This is a genomic window from Blastococcus sp. TF02-09, assembly GCF_003319105.1.
Lineage (GTDB): Bacteria > Actinomycetota > Actinomycetes > Mycobacteriales > Geodermatophilaceae > Blastococcus.
The window spans coordinates 263076-283626 of record NZ_QOHH01000001.1; the positions used below are offsets into that span (position 1 = coordinate 263076).

General features: G+C 72.2%; 17 protein-coding genes and 1 pseudogene. 4 read left to right on the forward strand and 14 right to left on the reverse strand.

Annotated features, from left to right (window positions below; genetic code table 11):
* Positions 1-16 precede the first annotated feature (16 nt).
* Complete coding sequence (locus DQ239_RS01240) at positions 17-2965, forward strand: FtsW/RodA/SpoVE family cell cycle protein (protein WP_233488614.1); 2949 nt, start codon at positions 17-19, stop codon at positions 2963-2965.
* 850 nt (positions 2966-3815) lie between these two features.
* Here DQ239_RS01240 and DQ239_RS01245 read toward each other — a convergent pair.
* From DQ239_RS01245 to DQ239_RS01255, 3 genes are all read right to left on the reverse strand, one after another.
* Positions 3816-4157 carry a hypothetical protein gene (locus DQ239_RS01245; RefSeq protein ID WP_113832446.1) on the reverse strand — a complete coding sequence of 114 codons (342 nt, stop codon included), beginning with the start codon at positions 4155-4157 and terminating at the stop codon, positions 3816-3818.
* A gap of 134 nt (positions 4158-4291) precedes the next feature.
* Positions 4292-4636 carry a hypothetical protein gene (locus DQ239_RS01250; protein ID WP_113832447.1) on the reverse strand — a complete coding sequence of 115 codons (345 nt, stop codon included), beginning with the start codon at positions 4634-4636 and terminating at the stop codon, positions 4292-4294.
* Positions 4637-4741: 105 nt separating this feature from the next.
* Positions 4742-5074, reverse strand: coding sequence for a hypothetical protein (locus DQ239_RS01255; protein WP_147251951.1), 333 nt, complete (start codon positions 5072-5074; stop codon positions 4742-4744).
* A gap of 225 nt (positions 5075-5299) precedes the next feature.
* Between DQ239_RS01255 and DQ239_RS01260 the strand changes: the two genes are divergently transcribed.
* A complete protein-coding gene (locus tag DQ239_RS01260) occupies positions 5300-5800 on the forward strand; it encodes a hypothetical protein (protein ID WP_147251953.1) in 501 nt (166 codons plus the stop codon).
* Positions 5801-6843: 1043 nt separating this feature from the next.
* Here DQ239_RS01260 and DQ239_RS01265 read toward each other — a convergent pair.
* The 8 genes and pseudogenes from DQ239_RS01265 to DQ239_RS01300 form a co-directional block, all read right to left on the reverse strand.
* Positions 6844-7323: a GNAT family N-acetyltransferase gene (locus DQ239_RS01265; RefSeq protein ID WP_113832450.1), complete on the reverse strand. Its 480-nt coding sequence runs from the start codon at positions 7321-7323 to the stop codon at positions 6844-6846.
* A gap of 94 nt (positions 7324-7417) precedes the next feature.
* Positions 7418-7957: a GNAT family N-acetyltransferase gene (locus DQ239_RS01270; RefSeq protein ID WP_158544755.1), complete on the reverse strand. Its 540-nt coding sequence runs from the start codon at positions 7955-7957 to the stop codon at positions 7418-7420.
* 38 nt (positions 7958-7995) lie between these two features.
* Positions 7996-8643: an HAD family hydrolase gene (locus DQ239_RS01275; protein WP_113832452.1), complete on the reverse strand. Its 648-nt coding sequence runs from the start codon at positions 8641-8643 to the stop codon at positions 7996-7998.
* A gap of 450 nt (positions 8644-9093) precedes the next feature.
* Positions 9094-9276 (reverse strand): hypothetical protein, encoded by a 183-nt coding sequence (locus tag DQ239_RS01285; RefSeq protein ID WP_113832454.1) that lies wholly within the window; start codon positions 9274-9276, stop codon positions 9094-9096.
* 620 nt (positions 9277-9896) lie between these two features.
* A complete protein-coding gene (locus DQ239_RS20775; protein ID WP_348519318.1) occupies positions 9897-10136 on the reverse strand; it encodes a rod shape-determining protein in 240 nt (79 codons plus the stop codon).
* Between the two features lie 62 nt (positions 10137-10198).
* Positions 10199-10891: pseudogene (locus DQ239_RS01290) on the reverse strand (rod shape-determining protein); the annotation flags it as partial.
* Between the two features lie 68 nt (positions 10892-10959).
* Complete coding sequence (locus tag DQ239_RS01295) at positions 10960-13503, reverse strand: ABC transporter permease (RefSeq protein ID WP_113832455.1); 2544 nt, start codon at positions 13501-13503, stop codon at positions 10960-10962.
* A 1-nt stretch (position 13504) separates the two neighbouring features.
* A complete protein-coding gene (locus DQ239_RS01300; RefSeq protein ID WP_233488616.1) occupies positions 13505-14308 on the reverse strand; it encodes an ABC transporter ATP-binding protein in 804 nt (267 codons plus the stop codon).
* Between the two features lie 147 nt (positions 14309-14455).
* Between DQ239_RS01300 and DQ239_RS01305 the strand changes: the two genes are divergently transcribed.
* On the forward strand, positions 14456-15238 hold the full coding sequence (locus DQ239_RS01305) for an alpha/beta hydrolase (protein ID WP_113832456.1): 783 nt from the start codon (positions 14456-14458) through the stop codon (positions 15236-15238).
* Positions 15239-15250: 12 nt separating this feature from the next.
* On the opposite strand, the gene DQ239_RS01310 is transcribed toward DQ239_RS01305, so the two are convergent.
* Positions 15251-15757, reverse strand: coding sequence for a cupin domain-containing protein (locus DQ239_RS01310; RefSeq protein WP_113832457.1), 507 nt, complete (start codon positions 15755-15757; stop codon positions 15251-15253).
* Positions 15758-15853: 96 nt separating this feature from the next.
* Here DQ239_RS01310 and DQ239_RS01315 point away from each other — a divergent pair, with 96 nt between their 5' ends.
* On the forward strand, positions 15854-17173 hold the full coding sequence (locus DQ239_RS01315; RefSeq protein WP_147251955.1) for a lytic transglycosylase domain-containing protein: 1320 nt from the start codon (positions 15854-15856) through the stop codon (positions 17171-17173).
* 22 nt (positions 17174-17195) lie between these two features.
* Here the strand turns inward: DQ239_RS01315 and DQ239_RS01320 are convergent, their stop codons facing one another.
* Both DQ239_RS01320 and DQ239_RS01325 read right to left on the reverse strand, forming a co-directional pair.
* The gene (locus tag DQ239_RS01320) at positions 17196-18812 is read right to left on the reverse strand and encodes a GGDEF domain-containing protein (protein ID WP_113832459.1); all 1617 of its coding nucleotides are present in this window, start codon (positions 18810-18812) and stop codon (positions 17196-17198) included.
* 75 nt (positions 18813-18887) lie between these two features.
* Entirely contained in the window at positions 18888-20543 is a 1656-nt protein-coding gene (locus DQ239_RS01325; RefSeq protein ID WP_113832460.1) for an AMP-binding protein, read from the reverse strand.
* Between the last annotated feature and the right edge of the window lie 8 nt (positions 20544-20551).

The following is a 20551-nucleotide window of genomic DNA, read 5'->3' on the forward strand; positions in this document are numbered from 1 at the left end:
ACCCGGAGCGGCTCCCGTGACCAGGACCCTGCCGACGATGCCGCGGACGCCGAGACGGACGAGGCCCGGGCCGACGCGCGAGCAGCGGCGCAACCGCCGGAGCGCGGGGTTCGACCTGCTCGCCGTGGGAGCCGCGGCGGCGCTGGTGTGCCTCGGGATGGCGAACCTGTACCTGATCGGGGCGCGCGACCTCGCGGTGCGGCAGACCCTCATCGCCACGGGGGGAGTGCTCGCCCTGGCGGTGTTCTGGCGCGTGCGCGGGCGCTACCTCGCCGTGCTCACGTGGATCGCCTACGCCGGGGCGGTGCTGCTGCTCGTCGGCGTCCTCGTCGTCGGCCTCTCGGCGAACGGCGCGACGCGGTGGTTCACCGTCGGGGCGCTCACCTTCCAGCCCTCCGAGCTGGCCAAGCTGGGGCTGATCCTCGTGCTGGCCGCCGTCCTCGGCTCGGGGCGCCCGCCGTGGCAGCGCTTCTTCCTCGCCGTGGTGCTGGCGGTGCTGCCGATCGCGCTCACCCTGCTGCAGCCCGACCTCAGCACCGCGATGCTGCTGGTCGTCCTGACCGCCGGCATGCTGCTGCTCGGGCGCATCCCGGCGCGGTTCCTGCTGCCGCTCGGGGCCGCGGCCGTGGTGTCGGCCCCGCTGCTCATCAGCTTCCTGCGGCCCTACCAGGTGTCCCGGCTGGGCAGCTTCCTGGTCGGGGCGCACGAGGCGCCGACCAGCTCGGGCTGGGCGGTCCGCCAGGCGCACATCGCGGTCGGCTCCGGCGGGCTGTTCGGCCGCACCGACGATCCGCTGCGCGGGCTGCGCTCCCAGTACCTGCCCGAGCGGGACACCGACCTCGCCCTGGCGAGCCTGGTGGGCCAGTGGGGGCTGGTGGCCGGCGCCGGGGTGGTGCTCGCCGCGCTGCTGCTCGTGTGGCGGCTGGCGCTGGCCAGCCGGGCCTCCCGCACCCCGCACGGCGCGCTGGTCGGCGGCGGGCTCGCGGTCCTGCTCGGCGTCGAGGTCGTCGTCTCGGTGGGCGCCAACCTCGGGCTGCTGCCGCTGGCGGGTGTGCCCTTCCCGCTGCTCAGCTACGGCGGCACGGCGCTGGTCGTCCACCTGGCCGCGCTGGGCGTCGTCCTCGGGGTCCGCCGAGACGGCGCCCGCCGCCGGCTGTGGGCGGCACCGGGCCGGCGCAACCCCCGGCCGCGGCTGGTGCGGGTGGTCGCCGCCGCGCTGTCGGTGCTGCTCATCTCGTTCGGGGTGTACGGCTGGCGGCTCCAGGAGAACCGGGGTGAGGCGCTCCAGATCGCCGGCGACGACCAGATGACCCGCTGCTTCCGGCTGCCCGCGCCCCGCGGCGCGATCACCGACCGGCACGACGTGCCGGTGGCCCTGGACGCCGCGGACGCCGGCACGGGGGTGGACCGGGTCCTCGTCGTCCCCGCGCTCCTGCGGGAGCGGCCCGCCGACGTCGACCGGCTCGCGGTGCTGGTCGGCCGGCCGCCGGCGGACCTGCACGCCCAGCTCGATGCCACGGAGCCGACGACCCTCTCGCTGCCGGTGGCCGACGTCCCCCGTCCGGTGGCCGGTGCGGTCACCGCCGCAGCGATCGAGGGCGTGTTCGTCGTCGCGCAGCCGCGCCGCACGTACCCGCAGGGCGCGCTCCTCGGGCTGGTGCTCGGCTTCGTCGGCGTGGCCACCCCCGAGGACGAGCAGCGCTGGCCGGGGCTGCCCGCGGGGGAGTACGTCGGCCGGGCGGGGCTGGAGCAGCAGTACGACGCCGTGCTGCGCGGGATCAACGGCCGGCAGTGCGTGTACGTCGACCCGGTGGGCGTGCCGGTGGCCCTGGGGGAGTTCCGCGCGCCGGTGCGCGGCGCCGATCTGCGGCTGTCCATCGACCTCGGCCTGCAGCGCCGGCTCGACGCGGCCCTCGTCGCCGCCCTGCGGGCGCAGCCGCGGCCGGCGGGCAAGATCGGCGCGGCCGTCGCGATGGACCCGAGGACCGGCGCGGTCCTGGCGATCGCGAGCACGCCGTCGTTCGACAACAACGTGTACGGGCCGCCGGTCGACGCCGCGGCGCTGCAGGGGCTGGCCAGGCAGCCCGGGTCACCGATGCTGGAGCACGCGACGCAGGCGGTGGCGCCGCCCGGCTCCACGTTCAAGCTGGTCACGGCCGTGGCCAACCAGGTGTACGGGATCTACGGGCCGAACCAAATCATCCCGACCGGCGCGAGCTTCACCTACGGGGGGCACACCTTCGGCAACTGGCGGCCGATGGGCCCGATGGACCTGGTCGACTCGATCGCAGTCTCCAACGACGTCTACTTCTACAAGCTCGCCGTCGCGCTGGGCGCCGACCGGCTGATCGACACCGCGCGGGCGCTCGGCGTAGGGGCGCCGACGGGCATCGACCTGCCGGGGGAGTCGGCGGGACGGATCGGCTCGCCGCAGACCGCCGAGGCCGAGGGGCGCGCCTGGTACGGCGGATCGACGGTCATCCTGGGCATCGGGCAGGGCGATCTGACGGTGACGCCGCTGCAGAACGCCGGGTGGACCGGGGCGATCTCCACCGGTCAGCTCATCACCCCCCGGCTGGGCATGGCGCTGAGCACCGGGCCGGGCAGCTCCACTCCGATCGCCGCCCCGCCGCCACGGGCGCTGCCCTTCACCGCCGACCTGGGGCCCGTGCGCGCGGGGATGCGGGCGGTCGTGGCGGGCGGCACCGGGAGCCGGCTGAACGACTTGCCGGTGCCGGTCGGTGCCAAGACCGGCACGGCCCAGGACGGCGGCCTGCGCGCCGACGAGTACGACACCTGGATGTCGGCCGTCGCTCCGTTCGACGCCCCGGAGATCGTGATGACGGCGCTGGTGCAGGGGCCGGGGCAGGGCGCCAACAGCGCGTCCGCCGTGGTCGACGACGGGCTGTTCCACTACTACGCGAACCACGACGCGATCCTGGCCACCGGCCCGCCGGCGCCTTAGCGATGCAGTCGCGTCCCCGCACAGCCAGACGTTCCCGCGGGAACGCGGTCAAGTTGCCGGACTTGACGGGCGCCTGTCCCAGTCCATCTCCCAGTGCCACAACCCTCCGGCACACACGATCCTCATACCGCTGGCAACGATGCGGATCTGATCGGTGCTCGATCGCCACTCGATGCTGGCAAGACCGAAGCCATCGACCATGGGCGGACTCAGAAGTCGGCGCCGCGGTTTGCTGGGAAGCTCGAATTCGACAGCAGAGTCGGTAACGACGAAGCGCGCATGCGGAAGGTCCACGCCGGGATGGCCCGCGCGCTCTTCCCCGGTTCCTGCAAAGCGAAATCCCAGACTGGAACCGCGGACGGAGAGCGCCTCGAGAGGGCCATTGAAGCCAACCTCGCCGACACCCGGAACCGTCCAATCATCGATGAGCGTGAAGTCCCGCGTCGACTCCGGGTCCTCGAAGGTCGGATGACATCGGTGCCACATGACGATCAGCGCGATCCGACGTAGGGCAAGGTGGGCCGCTCCAGGCTGTCTGTCGAGCTCGCCGGGTGCGCGACCGGCGACTTCCAGGACTGGGGCCTGGGGCGCGGGGGCGGCCCGGAAGAGTCGATCGGCGTCTGTCGCCCTCGGATCAGCCCCACGATCCGAGGCTAATCGGCTCGGCACCCGCGCAGCGGAACGCAGGCCAGACGGGCGCACAATTCTTGTGTGCCGCCTTCACCGCAGTGGCGCCCAAGCGCTGCCGTCGTCAGCAGGCGTCGGCTCGACCCGGTCACGGCCATAGCGCCGACGTATCCGCGGGAACGGCTGCGCCGCCGCCGCGGCGGGAAGCGTGACTGCGCCGATGTCAGCGGTTCGCGTTGACCGCGCGGAAGGCAGCCGGCAGACCCGCTCCATGGAGAAGCAGGACGCAGAGCAGGCCTGACATCAGGAACAGCCGCAGTTCATCCCAGTCCCCGGCCAGTGTCGGGGTTGTCGTCCGAGCAGTGCCTTCGTGAGCCGTTGTCCAGGCGATGACGCCGATCGATCCGGAAGCTACGAAAAGGGACAGCAGGAGAACCCCGACCGCGCCAGGCGGCGCCGACGCGTGTTCCCCGACGTTCGACAGAACGAGGGCGAGCCAGCCGGCGACCCAGACAGCCATTGCCGCCAGGTACACGGTCGCTTGCACCCGGCTGAAGGCGATCACGGGAGCAGGGTAGGCAGGAGAGACTGCCGATCACAGAAATGGTTGCGGGCTGCCCGGCGTCTGAATCCATCGCCGAAGCTGCGCCGCCTGTCGTTCGAGGACCTTGCTGAAGCCTGGACGAAACGGGACCTCGGTCAGCTGGATGCGGTGGCGAGACCCGTTGTGGAGGAGGAGCACACCGTCCAGCCCGAGCCGAAGCGGCCGTTGGCCCGGTCCACCCGAGCATCGGCCAGCTCGTCGCGGTGAAACGTGCGGGTCGTGAATTGGTTGCGGACGGTCAGCCGGCCGTCAGGAGTGCCCACGGCCCCCATGACGAACATGCGGGCGCCGAGTGCCACGCCGAAAGCAGCGAGCACCCAGCCGATTGCTCCAGGCCCATTCGCGAGAATGATGCCTAGCCAGACCGGGAGAAACAGCACGATCCAGACCCGTGCCCACAGAGGCGGGCGGATGTGCAGTTCCGGTTCGGCGTCAGGCATCTGTTGATCATGCAGGCGGCCACGAGCATTCGCGATCGTGCAGCAAGCCTTCCGGGCGCATCCTGCTGGTCACATGGCCACTTGTCGCCGGAAGCGGCGACGGGCTCAGCAGTGCCCGGTCAGCAGGACGAGTGGCCGTCCGTCGTCATCCTCCCAGCGGCCGGCGGTCCACTGGAGATCGCTCGTGCGTACGGGGGGCTGGGCCGTGACAGCGGACCGAACGGCCTGCCACTCGGTCTGCGCGTCGGCGCCGTCGAACCAGTCCAGGGTGCCTCCACCCCAGTAGTAGAGGATCAGCGGCGCTCCGTCGGCGATCAGCTTGTCGACCTCCTGGCGCTTCGCTCGCGTCGTGCGGCGAGTGAAGCGACGTCGGTCCGGCCCTGTGAGTTGGCGCTGCTCGGGCCCGAGCCATTGCTCCTCGCTGAGGTCCGCTCGCATGGCGCAATCCTGGGACACGTACTGGTCCGGCGGGAGCAGAACCTCGGGACGCTCGCTTCGAGCGGCCGATCACGGGAGGACTGCCCGGCCGCCGTCGGATCCTTTCTGGAGGACTCGACACGCGCCCGCCCCTGCACCGATGGGCACGCCCCGCCATGCGACGGTGCCGGGATGGATGCCTCCCGAGACCTCCCTCGAGAGGGGCCGCGGTGCGCTGCCGTGCGGGTGAGTGCGGACGGCACACGACGGGTCTACACCCGGCGGGCCCGCATCCTTCTGGCCGCATTGGTCCTCGTCATGGCTTCCGTCTGCGCGCTCGGGTTGGGTAGTGAGATCGCAGTCACCGACGTGGCGGTTGGCCGCGTCGTCGGTTTCGGCATTCTCGCTCTCGGACTGCTGACGGCCCATCGCCTTATGCGCATGGCGATAGTCGTGACGCCGGGCCGCGTGACCCTGCGCGGACTCTGGAGAACTCGAATGCTGTCCGCGGGCGACGTCGTGCGCTTCGAGCCTCCGCCGCCGTATGGGATGGGCACGCTGCGCCACTCGGGTCTGCGTGTCGTCCTGACCGATGGCGGTGCCGTGTCTGCCGGCGTCTTCGAGGTGGGCCAGATCGACGGGCCATCCGTGGGTGTGGCCGAGTGCGCCGAGCTGAACCACTGGCTGCGCTTCCAGGGCGGCCTCGACGGTTCAGCTATCCGCGTGCCCGCTTCCACTACGGACTGACCCGCCGACGAAGCCACGTACGGAAGGCACGCTGGACCCAAGCCGCAACGTCGGCGACAGGCCCGGCGGCATGCTCCCGCGGTGTCCCATGAGGTCCTACCGCAGGGCACCAGGTCGGCGTCTCGAAGCCCTGCTACGGACGGTCAACTGCACGGCGGCTTCCCCTGCTGCGAGGGCTTCACGGCCAGAATGCTGCGCGCGGCTCGACGTTCCCCGAACCACAGGCCGAGCGAAGCGCCGAAGGGGTCCTCGACGAGGCGCAGGAGGGCGTCGCGCCACCTTCCTGACGAGGGTCGCACGGCCAGCACCCGGCAAGCCCAGTCCCGGCGGCCTTCGCTATCGCTGGGTCGGGGTGCGTCTCTCCACGGCGTGCGGCACGGAGGACGGCTCGCTGATCCGACCACCGAAGGCCCGTCCAGGAGCGCCGGAGGTACGAGGGCACCGCTGGAAAGCCGCTCTGGTCACAAGAGAGGGGGTCGGAGCAGTGCGGCTTCCTCTTGTCGGTCTCATCCATCACCGCGTCCAGACTCTCACCAACGGCATCCGATTTCCGTTGAAGATGTTCCCGCGAAAACGTCTTCAACGCAGCGATGGTCATCTCCTATCGGCCCAGCGTTGGGCTCTGTCGTCGACTCACATGTGCCGAGAGCGGTTGAGCACGGACCGGCCGCCTCAGGCACCGGGTGGCCCGGGTGCCCGGCGTGTGCACAGCGAGAGCGAGCCGGCGTCGGACTCCTGTAGACCGTGCTCCTGTTCGTAGACGCACTCGCCGCAGTGCGGACCGTCGATGTCCGGCGTACCAGGATGCTCGCGCCAGTCGTGCCCGCAGGCAGGGCAGCTGCCGTAGAAGCGGATCCTCCGCCGCCATCGGTCAGGGACCTGCACGCGGACAACCTACGGCTGACCGGTCGATGAGGACCCATGGGACATGCCATGGGGAGCAGGACGTCAGGCGGCCTCGATGGCCGGCGGCGGCGCCATAGAGCTCCCATCCTGGGCGGTCCCACGACAGGGTTCTACTTCTCAGTGTCAGAGCAGGTCGCTCACTCTCCTGTCCATTCCGGCCGGTGAGCGCTGCTCACGAACCGCTGGCTGGTGCCGGAGCTTGACGCGACCTCGTGAAAGTCCACCGGGATGGCACGCCGCCAGAATGCGACAGCGGCGTCGTTCCCGGGGGATTCCTCCACGAGCCACTCACCGGGAAACCGGCTGAAGATCGCACGGGCCACCTTCGTTCCCACGCCGTTCCGGCGGTGCTTACGGACGATGAAGAACTCACCGAACCGATGCGGGGACCCAGCCCTCACGAGGACACAGCCCGCGATCGTGCCATCCAGTCGGACGATGAATGGATGCCGGTTCTCATCTTCGATCCAGTAGTGATCCAGATACCGGTAGCCGTACTCGCCCGTCGGGCCCAGGTCTCGGCCATCGAACTCGGAGAAATCGTGCGAGTTGAGCTCCATCAGCCTTCGCACCACCGGCTTCTCGTCTTCGGTGGCAGGTGATACGTCGATGCTCATGCCGACATCCTCGTCGGTTGATTTCGGACGAGCGGTCGAAAGGAACGTCAGGGCACGTCGCCGTCCCGCAGGCCCCGCCGCTGGAGGAGCGGAGTCAGACGGTGCGCGTGAGTAGCCAGACGACGCTGGTTCCGGTCTGACCCGGGGCGTCGATCGCGTGTGGCTCTTCCCCGAGGCGCTCGTAGCCCAGACGGGCGGCGATCGACCCGCTGGCCGCGTTGGCTCGGTCGTGGCGGATGCGGACGAGGTCGCATCCAGCTTGTAGCGCAGCCTTCGTGAGCGCAACTGCCACCGCCGAAGCCACTCCCTGACGGACGTGCGCCACATGCACCCAGAAACCGATGGACGCCATGCGGCCGTCGACGGGATGGATGCTGCACTCACCGATCACCTCGCCGGCGCGAAGAATTCCGTAGTGGAATCGCTGCCCGGTGCGAAAGGCGTCCCGCGACTTTGCGATCCATGACCGCCGATGCGAAAGGCCAGGTGGGTCCGCCGTGGCGAACGGCATGAATGGTGTGAGGTGGTCCCGGCTCTCATCGATCGCGCGTTGGAGCGCCGCGGCGTCGTCCTCATGGAGCAGCCGGAGTTCGAGGTCGCTGCCTGCCGTGAGAGCGACGGGCGGGGTCTGCACCCTCCGATGATGACCAGAACGTCCCGGTCGACGTGCGCCTACGCCGATGAGTCGAGCAAGTGAGCAGCCACATCTGCGACGCGATCGACGACCAGATCAGGCGGCTCGGCGGCGGGGTCCCACGTGCGTTGACGGTGCAGCCACGCCGTTCGCAGGCCGACCCCAGCACCGCCGCCGACATCGGCGGAAGCCGAGTCGCCGACCATCCAGCCGGTCAGGGGTGCGCCGCACCGCCGTGCCGCTTCGTAGAAGATGGCCGGGTCCGGCTTGCGGACGCCGACGTCCTCCGAGATGCAGACGACGTCCACGACTGCGTCCAGGCCAGTCCTGCGCACCTTCTCTGACTGGATGCTGGTCCTGCCATTCGTCACGACGGCGAGCAGCCATCCTGCTTGCTTCAACGTCCGGAGCGCCTTGATCGAGTCAGGCTCGCGGACGTAGCAGGTCGGGTAGGTCGCGTCGTACCACCGGATCAGCTCGTCCAGCATCACCGCGAGTCCCAGATGCTGACGAGCTGCTTCGAGGAATTGTGGCCGGGGAACGAACCCGTCCCCATCCGCCTGGATCAACCAAGGCAGGTGTTCCGGTGGAAGCCCATGCTGCTCCAGTAGCTGAGCGGCAAAGAGCCTGAACGCGCGCTCGCGGTCGGCCAACGTGTTGTCGAGGTCGAAGAGCGCGAGGGGCACCGGGGCACGTTAATGATCGAATTCCGGCTTCCACAACATGCCGTCCACCTGCAGAGACGACCCTCGTGCACACGAGCGTCGCTCGGGCGGAGGAGGTCGTCCTCGGAGCAGACACCTGGTTCAGGAGGACAAGACCGCTTAGTCGGCAGCCGCTGAGGCCCGAGTCAGCCTGTCGCGCATGTACGTTCCGCGCGTGGGCCCGGGACAGCCAGCGCAGCGCAGGCTCCCCGTCTGGCGCTTGTCGCTCTTGATCGTGGGGGTGAGCTGCTTGGTTTCCGGCGTGGCGACCCTCCGGAACGATCCGGACTGGTCCGGCTGGCTGGCCGGGGCCGTCGGGCTGGGGTTGCTCGCCTGGCTGGCAGACGCCGACCAACGCTGGGTCGAGGGACGCCAGCGTGCCCATGCCCCGCCTTCTGTCCCTGAGCGGCCCACCCAGGGCCAGGGCAGGTCTCAGGCTTGAAGTGCGCCGACCACAGCGAGGACGACTCCCGCCGCCAGCATGAGTCCGCCGCCGCCGGCGATGTAGCCGGGGGCTCCGTCGAACGGTTCGGCTACCTGACGAATGTGCTCGCTCCTCATCGCGTTCCCGGTGCGTGCGTTCCATCTGGTCAACGGGCGGCGGAACAGCAGCATTGCGCCACCTCCGACGAAGCAGAAGACACCAACCCACAGCAGGGTCAAGACCGTTCCAGCCCCTCGAGAATCATGATCGCCACCTTGTGGAGGCCGTGATCCCTTCGCAACAGAGCTCCCTCGGCGGTGTCCCATCGGCCGCCTTCTGTCCCTGAGCGGCCCATTTTGACACACCGGCACACTCGGGCGTGCCGAGGTCCATGCATGGGGAAGGGCCACAAGGGCTGGCCGATGCCCTGTCAACGTGCCGGATGAACGATGGGCTCATACCGTTCTCGCGACAGGGCACGCCAGGAATGATGCGTCTGTGATGAGACGATGGCGACGACCTTGCCGACGGGGTTGGTTCGTCTTCGCCATCTTCTGGCTTGTCTACCTCGTGCTCGCTGTCTTGCTTCGCAACTGGCTGCTGATCGTTGTGGGCTGTTCGCAGTTGGCGCTCGCGACGGGCATGGCCTGGGACGCCCGATGGGCACGGTGGTCGCCCAACTGGTGGGCACAACGACGGGAGCACGACCAGAAGGGCTAGGAACGCCCGCTCAGGGGTGAGATGGCACCTGCGTCCCTGAAGCCGCCTTCAGGGACACCCCTAAGCGAACGGGGAACTGGCTTCGGCAGGATCAGTTCCGGCCGTACGCCGCGAGCAGCCGACGGTTGCGGAGCGCGCGGGCGGCGCCGTCGGCGACGCAGGTCAGCGGCTCCTCGGCCAGCTTGATCGGCAGCCCCAGCTCCTGCTCCATCTGCTGCGGCAGACCCACGGTGAGCGAGGCCCCGCCGAACACCAGGACGCCCTCGGCGAAGACGTCGGCGAGCGCCTGCGGCGGCAGGTCGTCCAGGCACGCGGTGAGCGCCCGGACGATCCGCTGACCACCGGCCGGACGGCGGTGGCGACGTCGGCGGGCTGGACCGTCGCCAGCCGCGGCCGGCCCGTGGTGCCGTCCCGGCCGTGCACGACCACGGGTCCGTCGGGGCTCTCGTCCTGCCCGGCCCGGAAGGTCTTGACCCGCTCGGCCTCCAGCTCACCGACGAGCAGCTGGTGCTCCTCGCGGAGGTACCGGGCGACCGCCACGGTCATCTCGTCGCCGCCCAGTTTGCTGGTGCGCTGGGTGAGGACCCCGCCGAAGCAGAACGCCACCGCCTCGGCCGTGCCGCCGCCGACGTCGACCACCATGTGCACCCGCCGCTCGAGCGGATCGATCCCGCAGCCGACCGCCCCGGCCACCGCGTCGTCGAGCGCCGTCACCGGCCGGATGCCCGCCTCCTCGGCCGCCTCCAGCAGCGCGCGGGTCTCCAGCGTCGAGTTGTCGGCGGGCACCCCGATCACCGCCCGGGTCGGGCTCCAGGTGTGGCGTCCCGCACGGGCCAGCACCGCCCGCAGGTAGAGCCGGGCGCTCTCCAGGTCGGTGACCACGCCGTCGTGCAACGGGCGGACGGCGGTGAACCGGGCCGGGGCGCGGCCGATCAGCTCCGCCGCGTCCCGCCCCACGGCGAGCACGCGGTTCCGCCGGCCCCCGCCCTCGCGCAGCAGCATCACGCTCGGCTCGTCGTGGACAATGCCCCGGCGGACCTCGCTCACCACGGTGTTGGCGGTGCCCAGATCGATCCCGAGATCCATGCCTGACCTCCTGGCGGGCGGTCTAGTGTGGAGCCGCCCGGGCCGCCCGCGGAAGGCTCCCGCTCGCGTCAGGTCTGGGCGATGGCGTCCAGGACCTTCAGCCGGGCGGCCCGCCGCGCGGGACCGACGGCGGCCAGCACGCCGATCACCGCCGCGACGAGCAGGAATACCACCATCCGCGGGACGGGGACGGCGAGCTCGGTGATGCCCTGGTCGGCCAGCGACCGGCTGAGGGCCACGCCGAACAGCGTGCCGAGCACCAGCCCGAGCACCGCGCCGTAGATCGAGATGACCACGGCCTCCAGCCGGACCATCCGGCGCAGCTGCGCCCGCCCCAGCCCGACCGCCCGCAGCAGCCCGATCTCCCGCGTCCGCTCGATCACCGACATCGCCAGCGTGTTGACGATGCCCAGGGCGGCGATCAGCACGGACAGCACCAGCATCGCGTTGATCAGCAGCAGCAGCTGGTCGACCTGGCCCTTCTGCTCGTCCTGGAACTCGGTCTGGTCCTTGAGGTCGACGATCGGATAGGCCGCGAGCACCTCGTCCAGCTGCGGGCGGACGTCGGCCGTCGAGACGCCGTCGTCGAGGTCCACGAACAGGAAGCGGTCCTGGTCGACGCCGCCGGCGCCCGCCAGGGTGCCGAGGGAGATCACCGTGGAGCCGATCACCTGGTTGGACTCGAAGATCCCGGAGACCGTCAGCTGCTGCTCCCGGTTGTCGAGGGTCAGCACCTCCACCGGGTCGCCGACGGCCCAGCCGCGGCCCTCGGCGGTGGGCTGGTCGACGATGACGCCGTCGCCACCGAGGCCCTCGGCCGAGCCGTCGACCCACGTCAGCTCGATCGTCCGGGCGAGGCGGTCGGGCTCGACGGCGGTCAGGAAGGTGGTCTGCCCGTCGAGCTGGGCCTGTCCCCAGCGCAGCGGCATGACGCTGGCGACGCCGTCGACGTCGCCCACCTGTTCCGCGACGTCCGGGCTGAACGGCAGACCGACGGCGCTGGAGACGACGAACTCGGCGCGCACCGAACCGGCGATCAGCTTGTCGATGCTCGCGTTGGTCGACGCCCCGATGACGCTGAACGCGCTCACCAGCGCCAGGCCGATCATGAGGGCGGAGGCCGTCGCGGCGGTGCGCCGTGGATTGCGGACGGCGTTCTCCTGGGCCAGCCGCCCGGTCGTGCCCCAGACACGGGGGAGCAGGGCACCGACGCTGCGCAGGAAGGGACGGGCGAGCACCGGGCTCAGCGCCGTCGCCCCGAGGATCAGCGCCAGGGCCCCCAGGCCGACGAGCGAGGCGCCCGTGCCGCCGTCGTCGGAGAGCGTGCCGCCGACCAGGGCGGCGAGCCCGACCGCCGCCAGCACGGCGCCGACCGCCGTGCGCCGGCGCAGCCCCCGCTGCACCGTGACGACGTCGTCCCGCATCGCGGCGACGGGCGGCATCCGCGCCGCGCGCCGGGCCGGCACGTACGCCGACACCAGCGTCACCAGGACCCCGACGGCGTAGCCCCACAGCACCGTGTCGCCCGCGAGGACCAGGCTCCCGTCCAAGGTCAGCCCGAACGAGCCGAACAGCGCCCGCAGCCCGGCGGCGATGCCGTACCCGGCGGCCAGCCCGACGGTGGAGCCGACGATCCCCACCACGAGCGCCTCGCCCAGCACCGAGCGGCTCACCTGCCCGCGGCTGGCGCCGAGGGCACGCAGCAGGGCCAGCTCGCGGGTGCGCTGCGCGACGAGCATCGAGAAGGTGTTGAGGATGATGAAGGTGCCGACGAACAGCGCGATCCCGGCGAAGACCAGCAGGAAGATGTTGATGAACTGCAGCGCCTCGGAGAAGTCGGCCGAGAGGCTCTCGGCCTGCTCGCTCGCGGTCTTCACGTCGTAGTCCGGGCCGACGGCGGCGGCCACCCGGTCGGCCAGCTCGCCCGGGTCGACGCCGTCCGCCGCGCCGACGCCAATGCCGGTGAACTGACCCGGGGCGGTGAGCAGCTCCTGCGCCGTCGTCATGTCGAAGGCGGTCAGCGACGCCCCGGCCAGCCCGCCCTCGTCGCCGAAGCGGAAGGTGCCGACGAGCTCCGCCTCGACGCGGGGTCCGGGGGTGAGCACCGTGATGGTGTCGCCCACCCGGTAGCCGGTCTCCTCCGCCGAGTTGGTGTCGATCATGATCTCGTCGGGCGCGGTGGCCGCCCGGCCGTCGACGAGCGTCGTGGGGGAGAGCGACTCCTCGGTGTCCCAGCTGACGCCGATGCCCGGCGCTCCGCCGGTGTCGAGCACCTCGCCGTCGGCGTCGAGGATGTAGACGCCCTCGGCCTGCACGCTGCCCTCGACCGCCGCCACGCCCTCGACGTCGGCGATCTCGTCGACGAGATCGGCCGGCACGTAGGTGGCCGTGCCGCCGGTGCCGGTGCCCTCGAGGCCCTGGTCGAAGGCGGCGGCGCGGGTGACGTTGACGTCGGCCGCGGTGCTCTCGAACAGCTCGTTGAACGTCTTGCTCAGGGTGTCGGTGAAGATCAGCGTGCCGACGACGAAGGCGACGCCGAGCACGATCGCCAGGCCGGACAGCGCCAGGCGGAGCTTGTGCGCCAGCAGGCTGCGCCACGTGGTGCGCCACACGTCAGCGCACCCCGGCCCGGGACGCGGCGCCCCCGTCGGCGCTGCGGTCGTCGGCGGGGTCGAACGCCTTGAGCCGCTCCAGCACCCGCTCCGCGGTGGGATCGGCCATCTCGTCGACGATCCGCCCGTCGGCGAGGAACAGGACGCGGTCGGCGTAGCCGGCCGCGTTGGGGTCGTGGGTGACCATGACGACGGTCTGGTCCATCGTGCGCACCGAGCTGCGGAGGAAGTCCAGCACGTCCGCGCCGCTGCGGGAGTCCAGGTTCCCGGTGGGCTCGTCGGCGAAGACGATGTCCGGGCGCCCGGCCAGGGCGCGGGCGCAGGCCACCCGCTGCTGCTGGCCTCCGGAGAGCTCGGTGGGGCGGTGTGCCAGCCGCTCCCGCAGACCCACGGTGTCGATCACCCGGTCCAGCCAGGCCTGGTCGGGCTTGCGGCCGGCGATGTCCATCGGCAGCGTGATGTTCTCCAGGGCCGTGAGCGTCGGCAGCAGGTTGAACGCCTGGAAGACGAAGCCGACCCGGTCGCGCCGCAGCACGGTGAGCGCCTTGTCGTCGAGCGAGCTCAGGTCGACGTCGCCGATGAAGGCCTGTCCCTCGGTCACCGAGTCCAGCCCCGCCATGCAGTGCATGAGCGTCGACTTGCCGGAGCCGGACGGCCCCATGATCGCGGTGAACCGGCCACGGTCGAAGTCCACGTCGACCCCGTCGAGCGCCACCACCCGGGTGTCGCCCGCGCCGAAGACCTTGGTGAGGGAGCGACCGCGTGCTGCCGGGGGTGCGGCGGACGTCGAGCCGGGGAGGGTCACGGGAACTCCAGGGATGAGGGCGGACCGGGGCGTGCGACCCCGACCGTAGGGAAGATCACCGACACTTCGACAGGGCTTTTGGCCCAGCGGGTGCCCAGCCGCAGCACGGGCTTGAAGTCGGGTTCCCCGCGCGGTTGGCTGACCGGGATGGCCAGCGGCGGCGTCCCGGTGCGGTTCCACTCCGTGGCGCACGGGCGGGGCCGGCCGGTCCTCGTGCTGCACGGCGCCGGTGTCGACCACCGGGAGGCGGAGGCATGTTTCGAGCCGGCCCTCGCCGGCGTCCCCGGCCTGCGGCGGATCTACCCCGACCTGCCCGGCTCGGGCCGGATCGCGGCGCCCGATCGGCTGCGCAGCGGCGACGACGTCGTGGCGGCGCTGCTGCAGTTCGCCGACGAGGTCTCCGGTGGCGCGCCGTACCTGCTGGCCGGGCACTCGGCCGGGGCGTACTTCGCGCAGGGGATGACGGCGCGGCGGCCGGAGCAGGTCGCGGGTCTGGCCCTCGTCTGCCCGCTGCTCCCGGGCGTGCGCGACGTCCCGGCGCACCGCGTGGTCGCCGGCGAGTCCGGCCTGGGCGACGAGGAGTTCCGCGGTTACTTCGTGCTGCACACGCACGAGATGCTGAAGCGCTACGAGCGCGTCGTCGCCCCGGCGGCCGCGCTCGTCGACGTCGCGGCGCAGGAGCGGCTGGCCGAGCGGTGGGAGCTCGACCTGCCCGCCGGACCGCCCTACGCCGGTCCGGCGCTGGTGGTGGCGGGGCGGCTGGACTCGACGGTCGGGTACGCCGCGGCGGGAGAGCTCGCGGGCGCCCTGCCGCACGCCACGCTGGCCGTGGTCGACGACGCCGGGCACGCCCTGCCGCACGAGCAGCCGGCGGTCCTGGAGGCGCTGCTCGCCGAGTGGCTCACCCGCGTGGAGCGTGCCGGCGGTTGACGGGCGGCCTGGTCAGGCGTCGAACTGGTCGTGGGCGAGGAGGAACGCGAGCCGCTCCTCCTCGGTGAGCTCCGCACCGGCCACGGCCCGCTCGACGTTCGCGGCGAAGTAGGTCTCCCGCGGGGCGCCGGGCGCGAACAGCAGCAGCATGTCCGCGCGCTCGCCGGCGGCGTTGCGGAAGGCGTGCACCCCGCCGACGGGCACGTGCAGGAAGTCCCCGGCCGTGGCGTCGTACCAGGTCCCGCCGTCGTAGAGCTGCACCGTGCCGGACAGCACGAAGAAGGACTCGGAGATCGTGCGGTGGAAGTGCGGGCCAGGACCGGTGGGCGGGCCGGTCATCGTGTACCGGTACAGCCCGAACTCGCCGTCGGTCTGCACGGCGGTGGCCAGGAAGCCGATCTCGGTGGCCGGGCCGACCAGGTCTGGGGCGGTGTCCGCGGGGCGCAGCCGGCCGCTGCGCTCGCCACGCTCGCCGCGGTACCGGACGGGCGGGTAGCCGGGGGCGTCGGGGAAGCTCACCGGTGCAGCCTGCCGCCATCCCCCCAATTTCGGGAGGGGGCGCCCCCCACTCACGGGAGGTGCGCGCGCCCGGGCCGGTTTCCTAGCGTGGTCGGCATGACGCACACGCGCCGGCGCACGTTCCACCGGCGGGCCGCCGTCGGCCTCGCGACGGCGGCACTGGTCGCGGCCGTCCACACCGACAGCGCAGGACCGGCGGGGGCCTTCTCCACCGGGGCCTCGGGCTCCTCGCCGGTGGCCGCCACCGACGGTGCGTCGTCCGACGTCGTCCGTGCGCTGCTCGCGGGGGCGGACGCAGCCGTCACGACGGCTCCCGCCGCGGCTGCAGCGGCACCCGGCGCGGAGACCGGTCCCGCTCCGCAGGCCGCCGCGGCGGCCTCCGCACTGGCGTCCTCGGGGATCCCCACCACGGCGCTCGAGGCCTACGTCCGAGCGGCGGCGGGCAGTCCGGCCGACTGCCACCTCACCTGGCCGCTGATCGCCGCCATCGGGCGCGTGGAGTCCAACCACGGTCGCTTCGCCGGGGCGGTGCTGCGCACCGACGGGCGCTCGACGCCCCCGATCATCGGCATCGCGCTGGACGGCACCCGCAGCGCACTGATCCGCGACACCGACGGCGGCCGGCTCGACGGCGACACCGTCTACGACCGGGCCGTGGGCCCCACCCAGTTCATCCCGTCGACCTGGAAGTCCTACGCCCGCGACGGCGACGGCGACGGGGTGAGCGACCCGCTCGACATCGACGACGCGGCCGCGGGCACCGCGGCGTACCTCTGCGCGGCCGGCGACCTCTCGACGGTGGCCGGGCAGACGCGTGCCGTGTTCGCGTACAACCACTCCGCCGACTACGTGTCGACGGTCCTGACGCTGGCCGCCGCGTACGCCGGGGCCGCCCCGCCGGTCGTCAGCACGCCGTCGCCGGAGGAGGCGCCGGCGCTGCCGCCGGCCCACCCCGCTGCTCCGCTGGCCATCGACGAGCCGGTGCCGACGGTGACCGGCTCTGGTCCGGTCGTCCCGACACCGGCACCGGCGCCCACCCCGGCGCCGTTGACGGTCACGCCGACGCCGACGCCGACGCCGAGCGCGACGCCGACGCCGAGCGCGACGCCGACGCCGAGCCCGACCACGACGCCCACGCCGACGCCGACGCCGACGACGACGCCGACGCCGACGCCCACGACCACGCCGAGCCCGACGCCCTCGCCGACGACGACGCCCACGCCTAGCCCGACGCCCACGCCGAGCCCGACGACCACGCCGAGCCCTACGGCCACGCCGACGACCGCGCCGTCCACGACGCCGAACCCGGCCCCTGCCACCTGCAGCGACGGCTCGCTGCCGCCCACCACGCCCCCGCTCGAGCTCGGCGTGGAGCCCGAAGTCCCGCTGACCGACGAGGAACTGCCGGTCTGCTGACGCCCGACCGGCCGGCCCGCGGCTACCCGGCGTCGGTGATGACGCGGTCCCGGCCCTGGGCCTTCGCGCGGTAGAGCAGCGCGTCGGCGCGGCTGAGCAGGGTGGCCGGCGTCAGGTCCACGGTCCCGCTGACGGTGGCGACGCCGATGCTCGCGGTCACGGGGAGATCGCCGGTGACGTCCGACCAGGGGTGCCCGGCGATGGCCGTCCGGAGGTCCTCGGCGAGCGCGGCGGCCTGCCGGGGTGGCGTGTCGATGAGCACCAGCAGGAACTCCTCCCCGCCCATGCGGGCGGCGAACGACCCGCCCAGGGCCCGTGCGCCGTCCGCGGGGACCGCCGCCTGGAGCGGGTCGGCCATCCGGCGCAGCACGGCGTCGCCGACGTCGTGGCCGAAGGAGTCATTGATCCGCTTGAAGTGGTCGAGGTCCACCAGCGCGACGCTCAGCGCCCCGGCGGGCAGGCTGCCGGGGCCGAGGAACCGGGCCAGCTGCTCGTCGATGTGCCGGCGGTTGTACAGCCCCGTCAGGGGATCGCGCAGCGACAGCTCCCGGTAGCGCCGGGACTGCCGGCGCGCCTCGCTGGTCTCGTACATCGCCTGGACGGTGCGGGCCCGCGCGTCCCGCCGGGCCGACTGGAGCTCCATCAGCTGCTGGTGGAAGAGCTTGTGCTCGGCGAAGGCCGCCCGGTGGTCGCCGTGCGCGGCGTGCAGCTCGGCCTGCTCCTGGCGGGCGCGCACCCGGATGGCGGTCAGGCCGTGCCGGTCGCACCGCGCCACGCAGTCGTCCAGGGCCTGGCGCGCCTCGGCCAGGCGCCCCAGCCGGCGGCGCACCTCCGCGAGGGTCAGCAGGAAGTCCGCTCCGGCGTCGCCGTCGGTGGAGCTGTCCAGCGCCTCGGGCGAGAGCCCCGGCTGCAGCACCGCCTCGGCGTCGGCCATCCGGTCCAGGCCGATCAGCACCCGGCCGAGGGTGTCCAGCCGGCCGACGCTGAGCGGTTCGCCGAGCTCGGCCGACCGCGCCTCCAGCTGCTGGGCGATGGGCAGCGCCTCGTCGAAATGGCCCAGCAGGGTCTCGATGTAGGCCCAGTTGTTGAGCACCACCAGCTCGCGGCGGCCGTCGCCGAGCGCGTGGGTCAGCGCGAGGACGTCGGCGTAGCGGAGGGACGCCGACGTGTCCCCGTGCTGCCCCAGGCAGTCGGCGAGCCGGAGCGAGTGGTCGATGCGCAGCTCGGGGGGCACGCCGTCGTCGAGCAGGTCGACCGCGTCGACCGCGTGCTCCAGGGCCGTGGCGGAGTCACCCAGCTCCTGGAAGATCGCGGCGAGCACGTAGGCGCTGCGTGCCCGGAGGAACGGCCGGCCCTCCTCGACCGCCTGGCGGCTGATGTCCTGGGCGATCCGGCCGGCCTCGGCGTGGGCGCCCCGGCACCGCGCCATGTCGGCGCCGACCAGCTGCGCGCGCAGGCGCAGCTCGGCCAGCTCCGGCCCCTCCGCCGCCGCGGCCACCCGCTCCGCGCGTTCGGCGATGCCCCGGACCGAGAACCGCGACAGGGCTTCCAGTTCGGCGATCTCGGCGGTCAGCCGCGCGACCAGGGCGTCGTCCGCAGGGCCCGGCAGCTGCGGGGCGGTGACGGACGTCGAGGACATACCGGTTCCTTCGGCGGGTGGGCCGGAAGCCTGAGAGGGTTCGCGGGCGGATCTCACCCGGAAGGGCTGCCGGGGTCAGGCGAACCGGTGCGCGGCGGCGGACTGCAGGCCCAGCTCCTCCACCGACACCTGCCGCATCTCGACCTTGCGGACCTTGCCCGTGACCGTCATCGGGAACTCGTCGACGACCTTCACGTAGCGGGGCACCTTGTAGTGCGCCAGCCGGCCGGCGCAGAACTCGCGCAGCGCCGCCGCGGTGAGCGGCTCGGCGCCCTCGCGCAGCCGGACCCAGGCCATGAGCTCCTCGCCGTAGCGCTCGTCGGGCACGCCGATCACCTGGGCGTCCACGACGTCGGGGTGGGTGTAGAGGAACTCCTCGATCTCCCGCGGGTACACGTTCTCCCCGCCCCGGATCACCATGTCCTTGATCCGGCCCACGATGTTGAGGTAGCCGCCGTCGTCCATGACCGCGAGGTCCCCGGTGTGCATCCACCGCGCCGCGTCGATGACCTCGGCGGTCTTCGCCGGCTCGTCCCAGTAGCCGAGCATCACCGAGTAGCCCCGCGTGCAGAACTCCCCGGGCTCCCCGCGGGGCACGGTCAGCCCGGTGGCGGGGTCGACGACCTTGACCTCGAGGTGCGGGTGCACCCGGCCGACGGTCGAGGTGCGCCGGTCGAGGTCGTCGTCGGCGCCGGTCTGCGTGGAGACCGGTGACGTCTCGGTCATGCCGTAGCAGATGGTCACCTCGGTCATGCCCATCTCGCTGACCACCCGCTTCATCACCTCCACCGGGCACGGCGAGCCGGCCATGATCCCGGTGCGCAGGCTGGAGAGGTCGTACTCGGCGAAGTGGGGCAGCCCCAGCTCGGCGATGAACATCGTGGGGACGCCGTACAGCGACGTGCAGCGCTCCTCCTGCACCGCCCGCAGCGTCAGGGCGGGGTCGAAGCCGGGTGCGGGGATGACCATGGTGGCGCCGTGCGAGGTGGCTCCCAGGTTGCCCATCCCCATGCCGAAGCAGTGGTAGTAGGGCACCGGGATGCAGATGCGGTCGGCCTCGGTGTAGCCGCAGCCCTCGCCGACGAAGAAGCCGTTGTTGAGCAGGTTGTGGTGGGTGAGCGTCGCGCCCTTCGGGAAGCCCGTCGTCCCGGACGTGTACTGGATGTTGATCGGGTCGTCGGCGGACAGCTCGGCCGTCCGTCGCGCCAGGAGCTCGCGGTCGCCGGCGCGGCCGACGTCCATCAGCCGCTCCCACTCGGGGGAGCCGAGGAAGACGACCTCGCGCAGCTCGGGGCACTCGCCGCGCACCTCGGCCACCATCGCGCGGTAGTCGCTGCTCTTGAACTCGGGAGCCGAGACCAGGACCGAGACGCCGGACTGCTTCAGCACGTAGGCGAGCTCGTGGGTGCGGTACGCCGGGTTGATGTTCACGAGGATCGCGCCCAGCTTCGCCGTCCCGTACTGGACGAAGACCCACTCGGCGCAGTTGGGCGCCCAGATGCCGACCCGGTCGCCCTTCCGCACCCCGAGGGCGTCCAGGCCCAGCGCGCACGCGTCGACGTCGGCGACCAGCTGGGGATAGGTCCAGCGGCGGCCGGTGGCGCACTCGACCAGCGCCTCGTGGTCGCCGACCCGTGCCGCGGTCCGGTCGAGATCGGCACCGATGGTGTCCCCGAGCAGCGGGACGGTCGACGTCCCGCTGGCGTACGACGGCGATGACGACGTGCTCATGTGCGCTG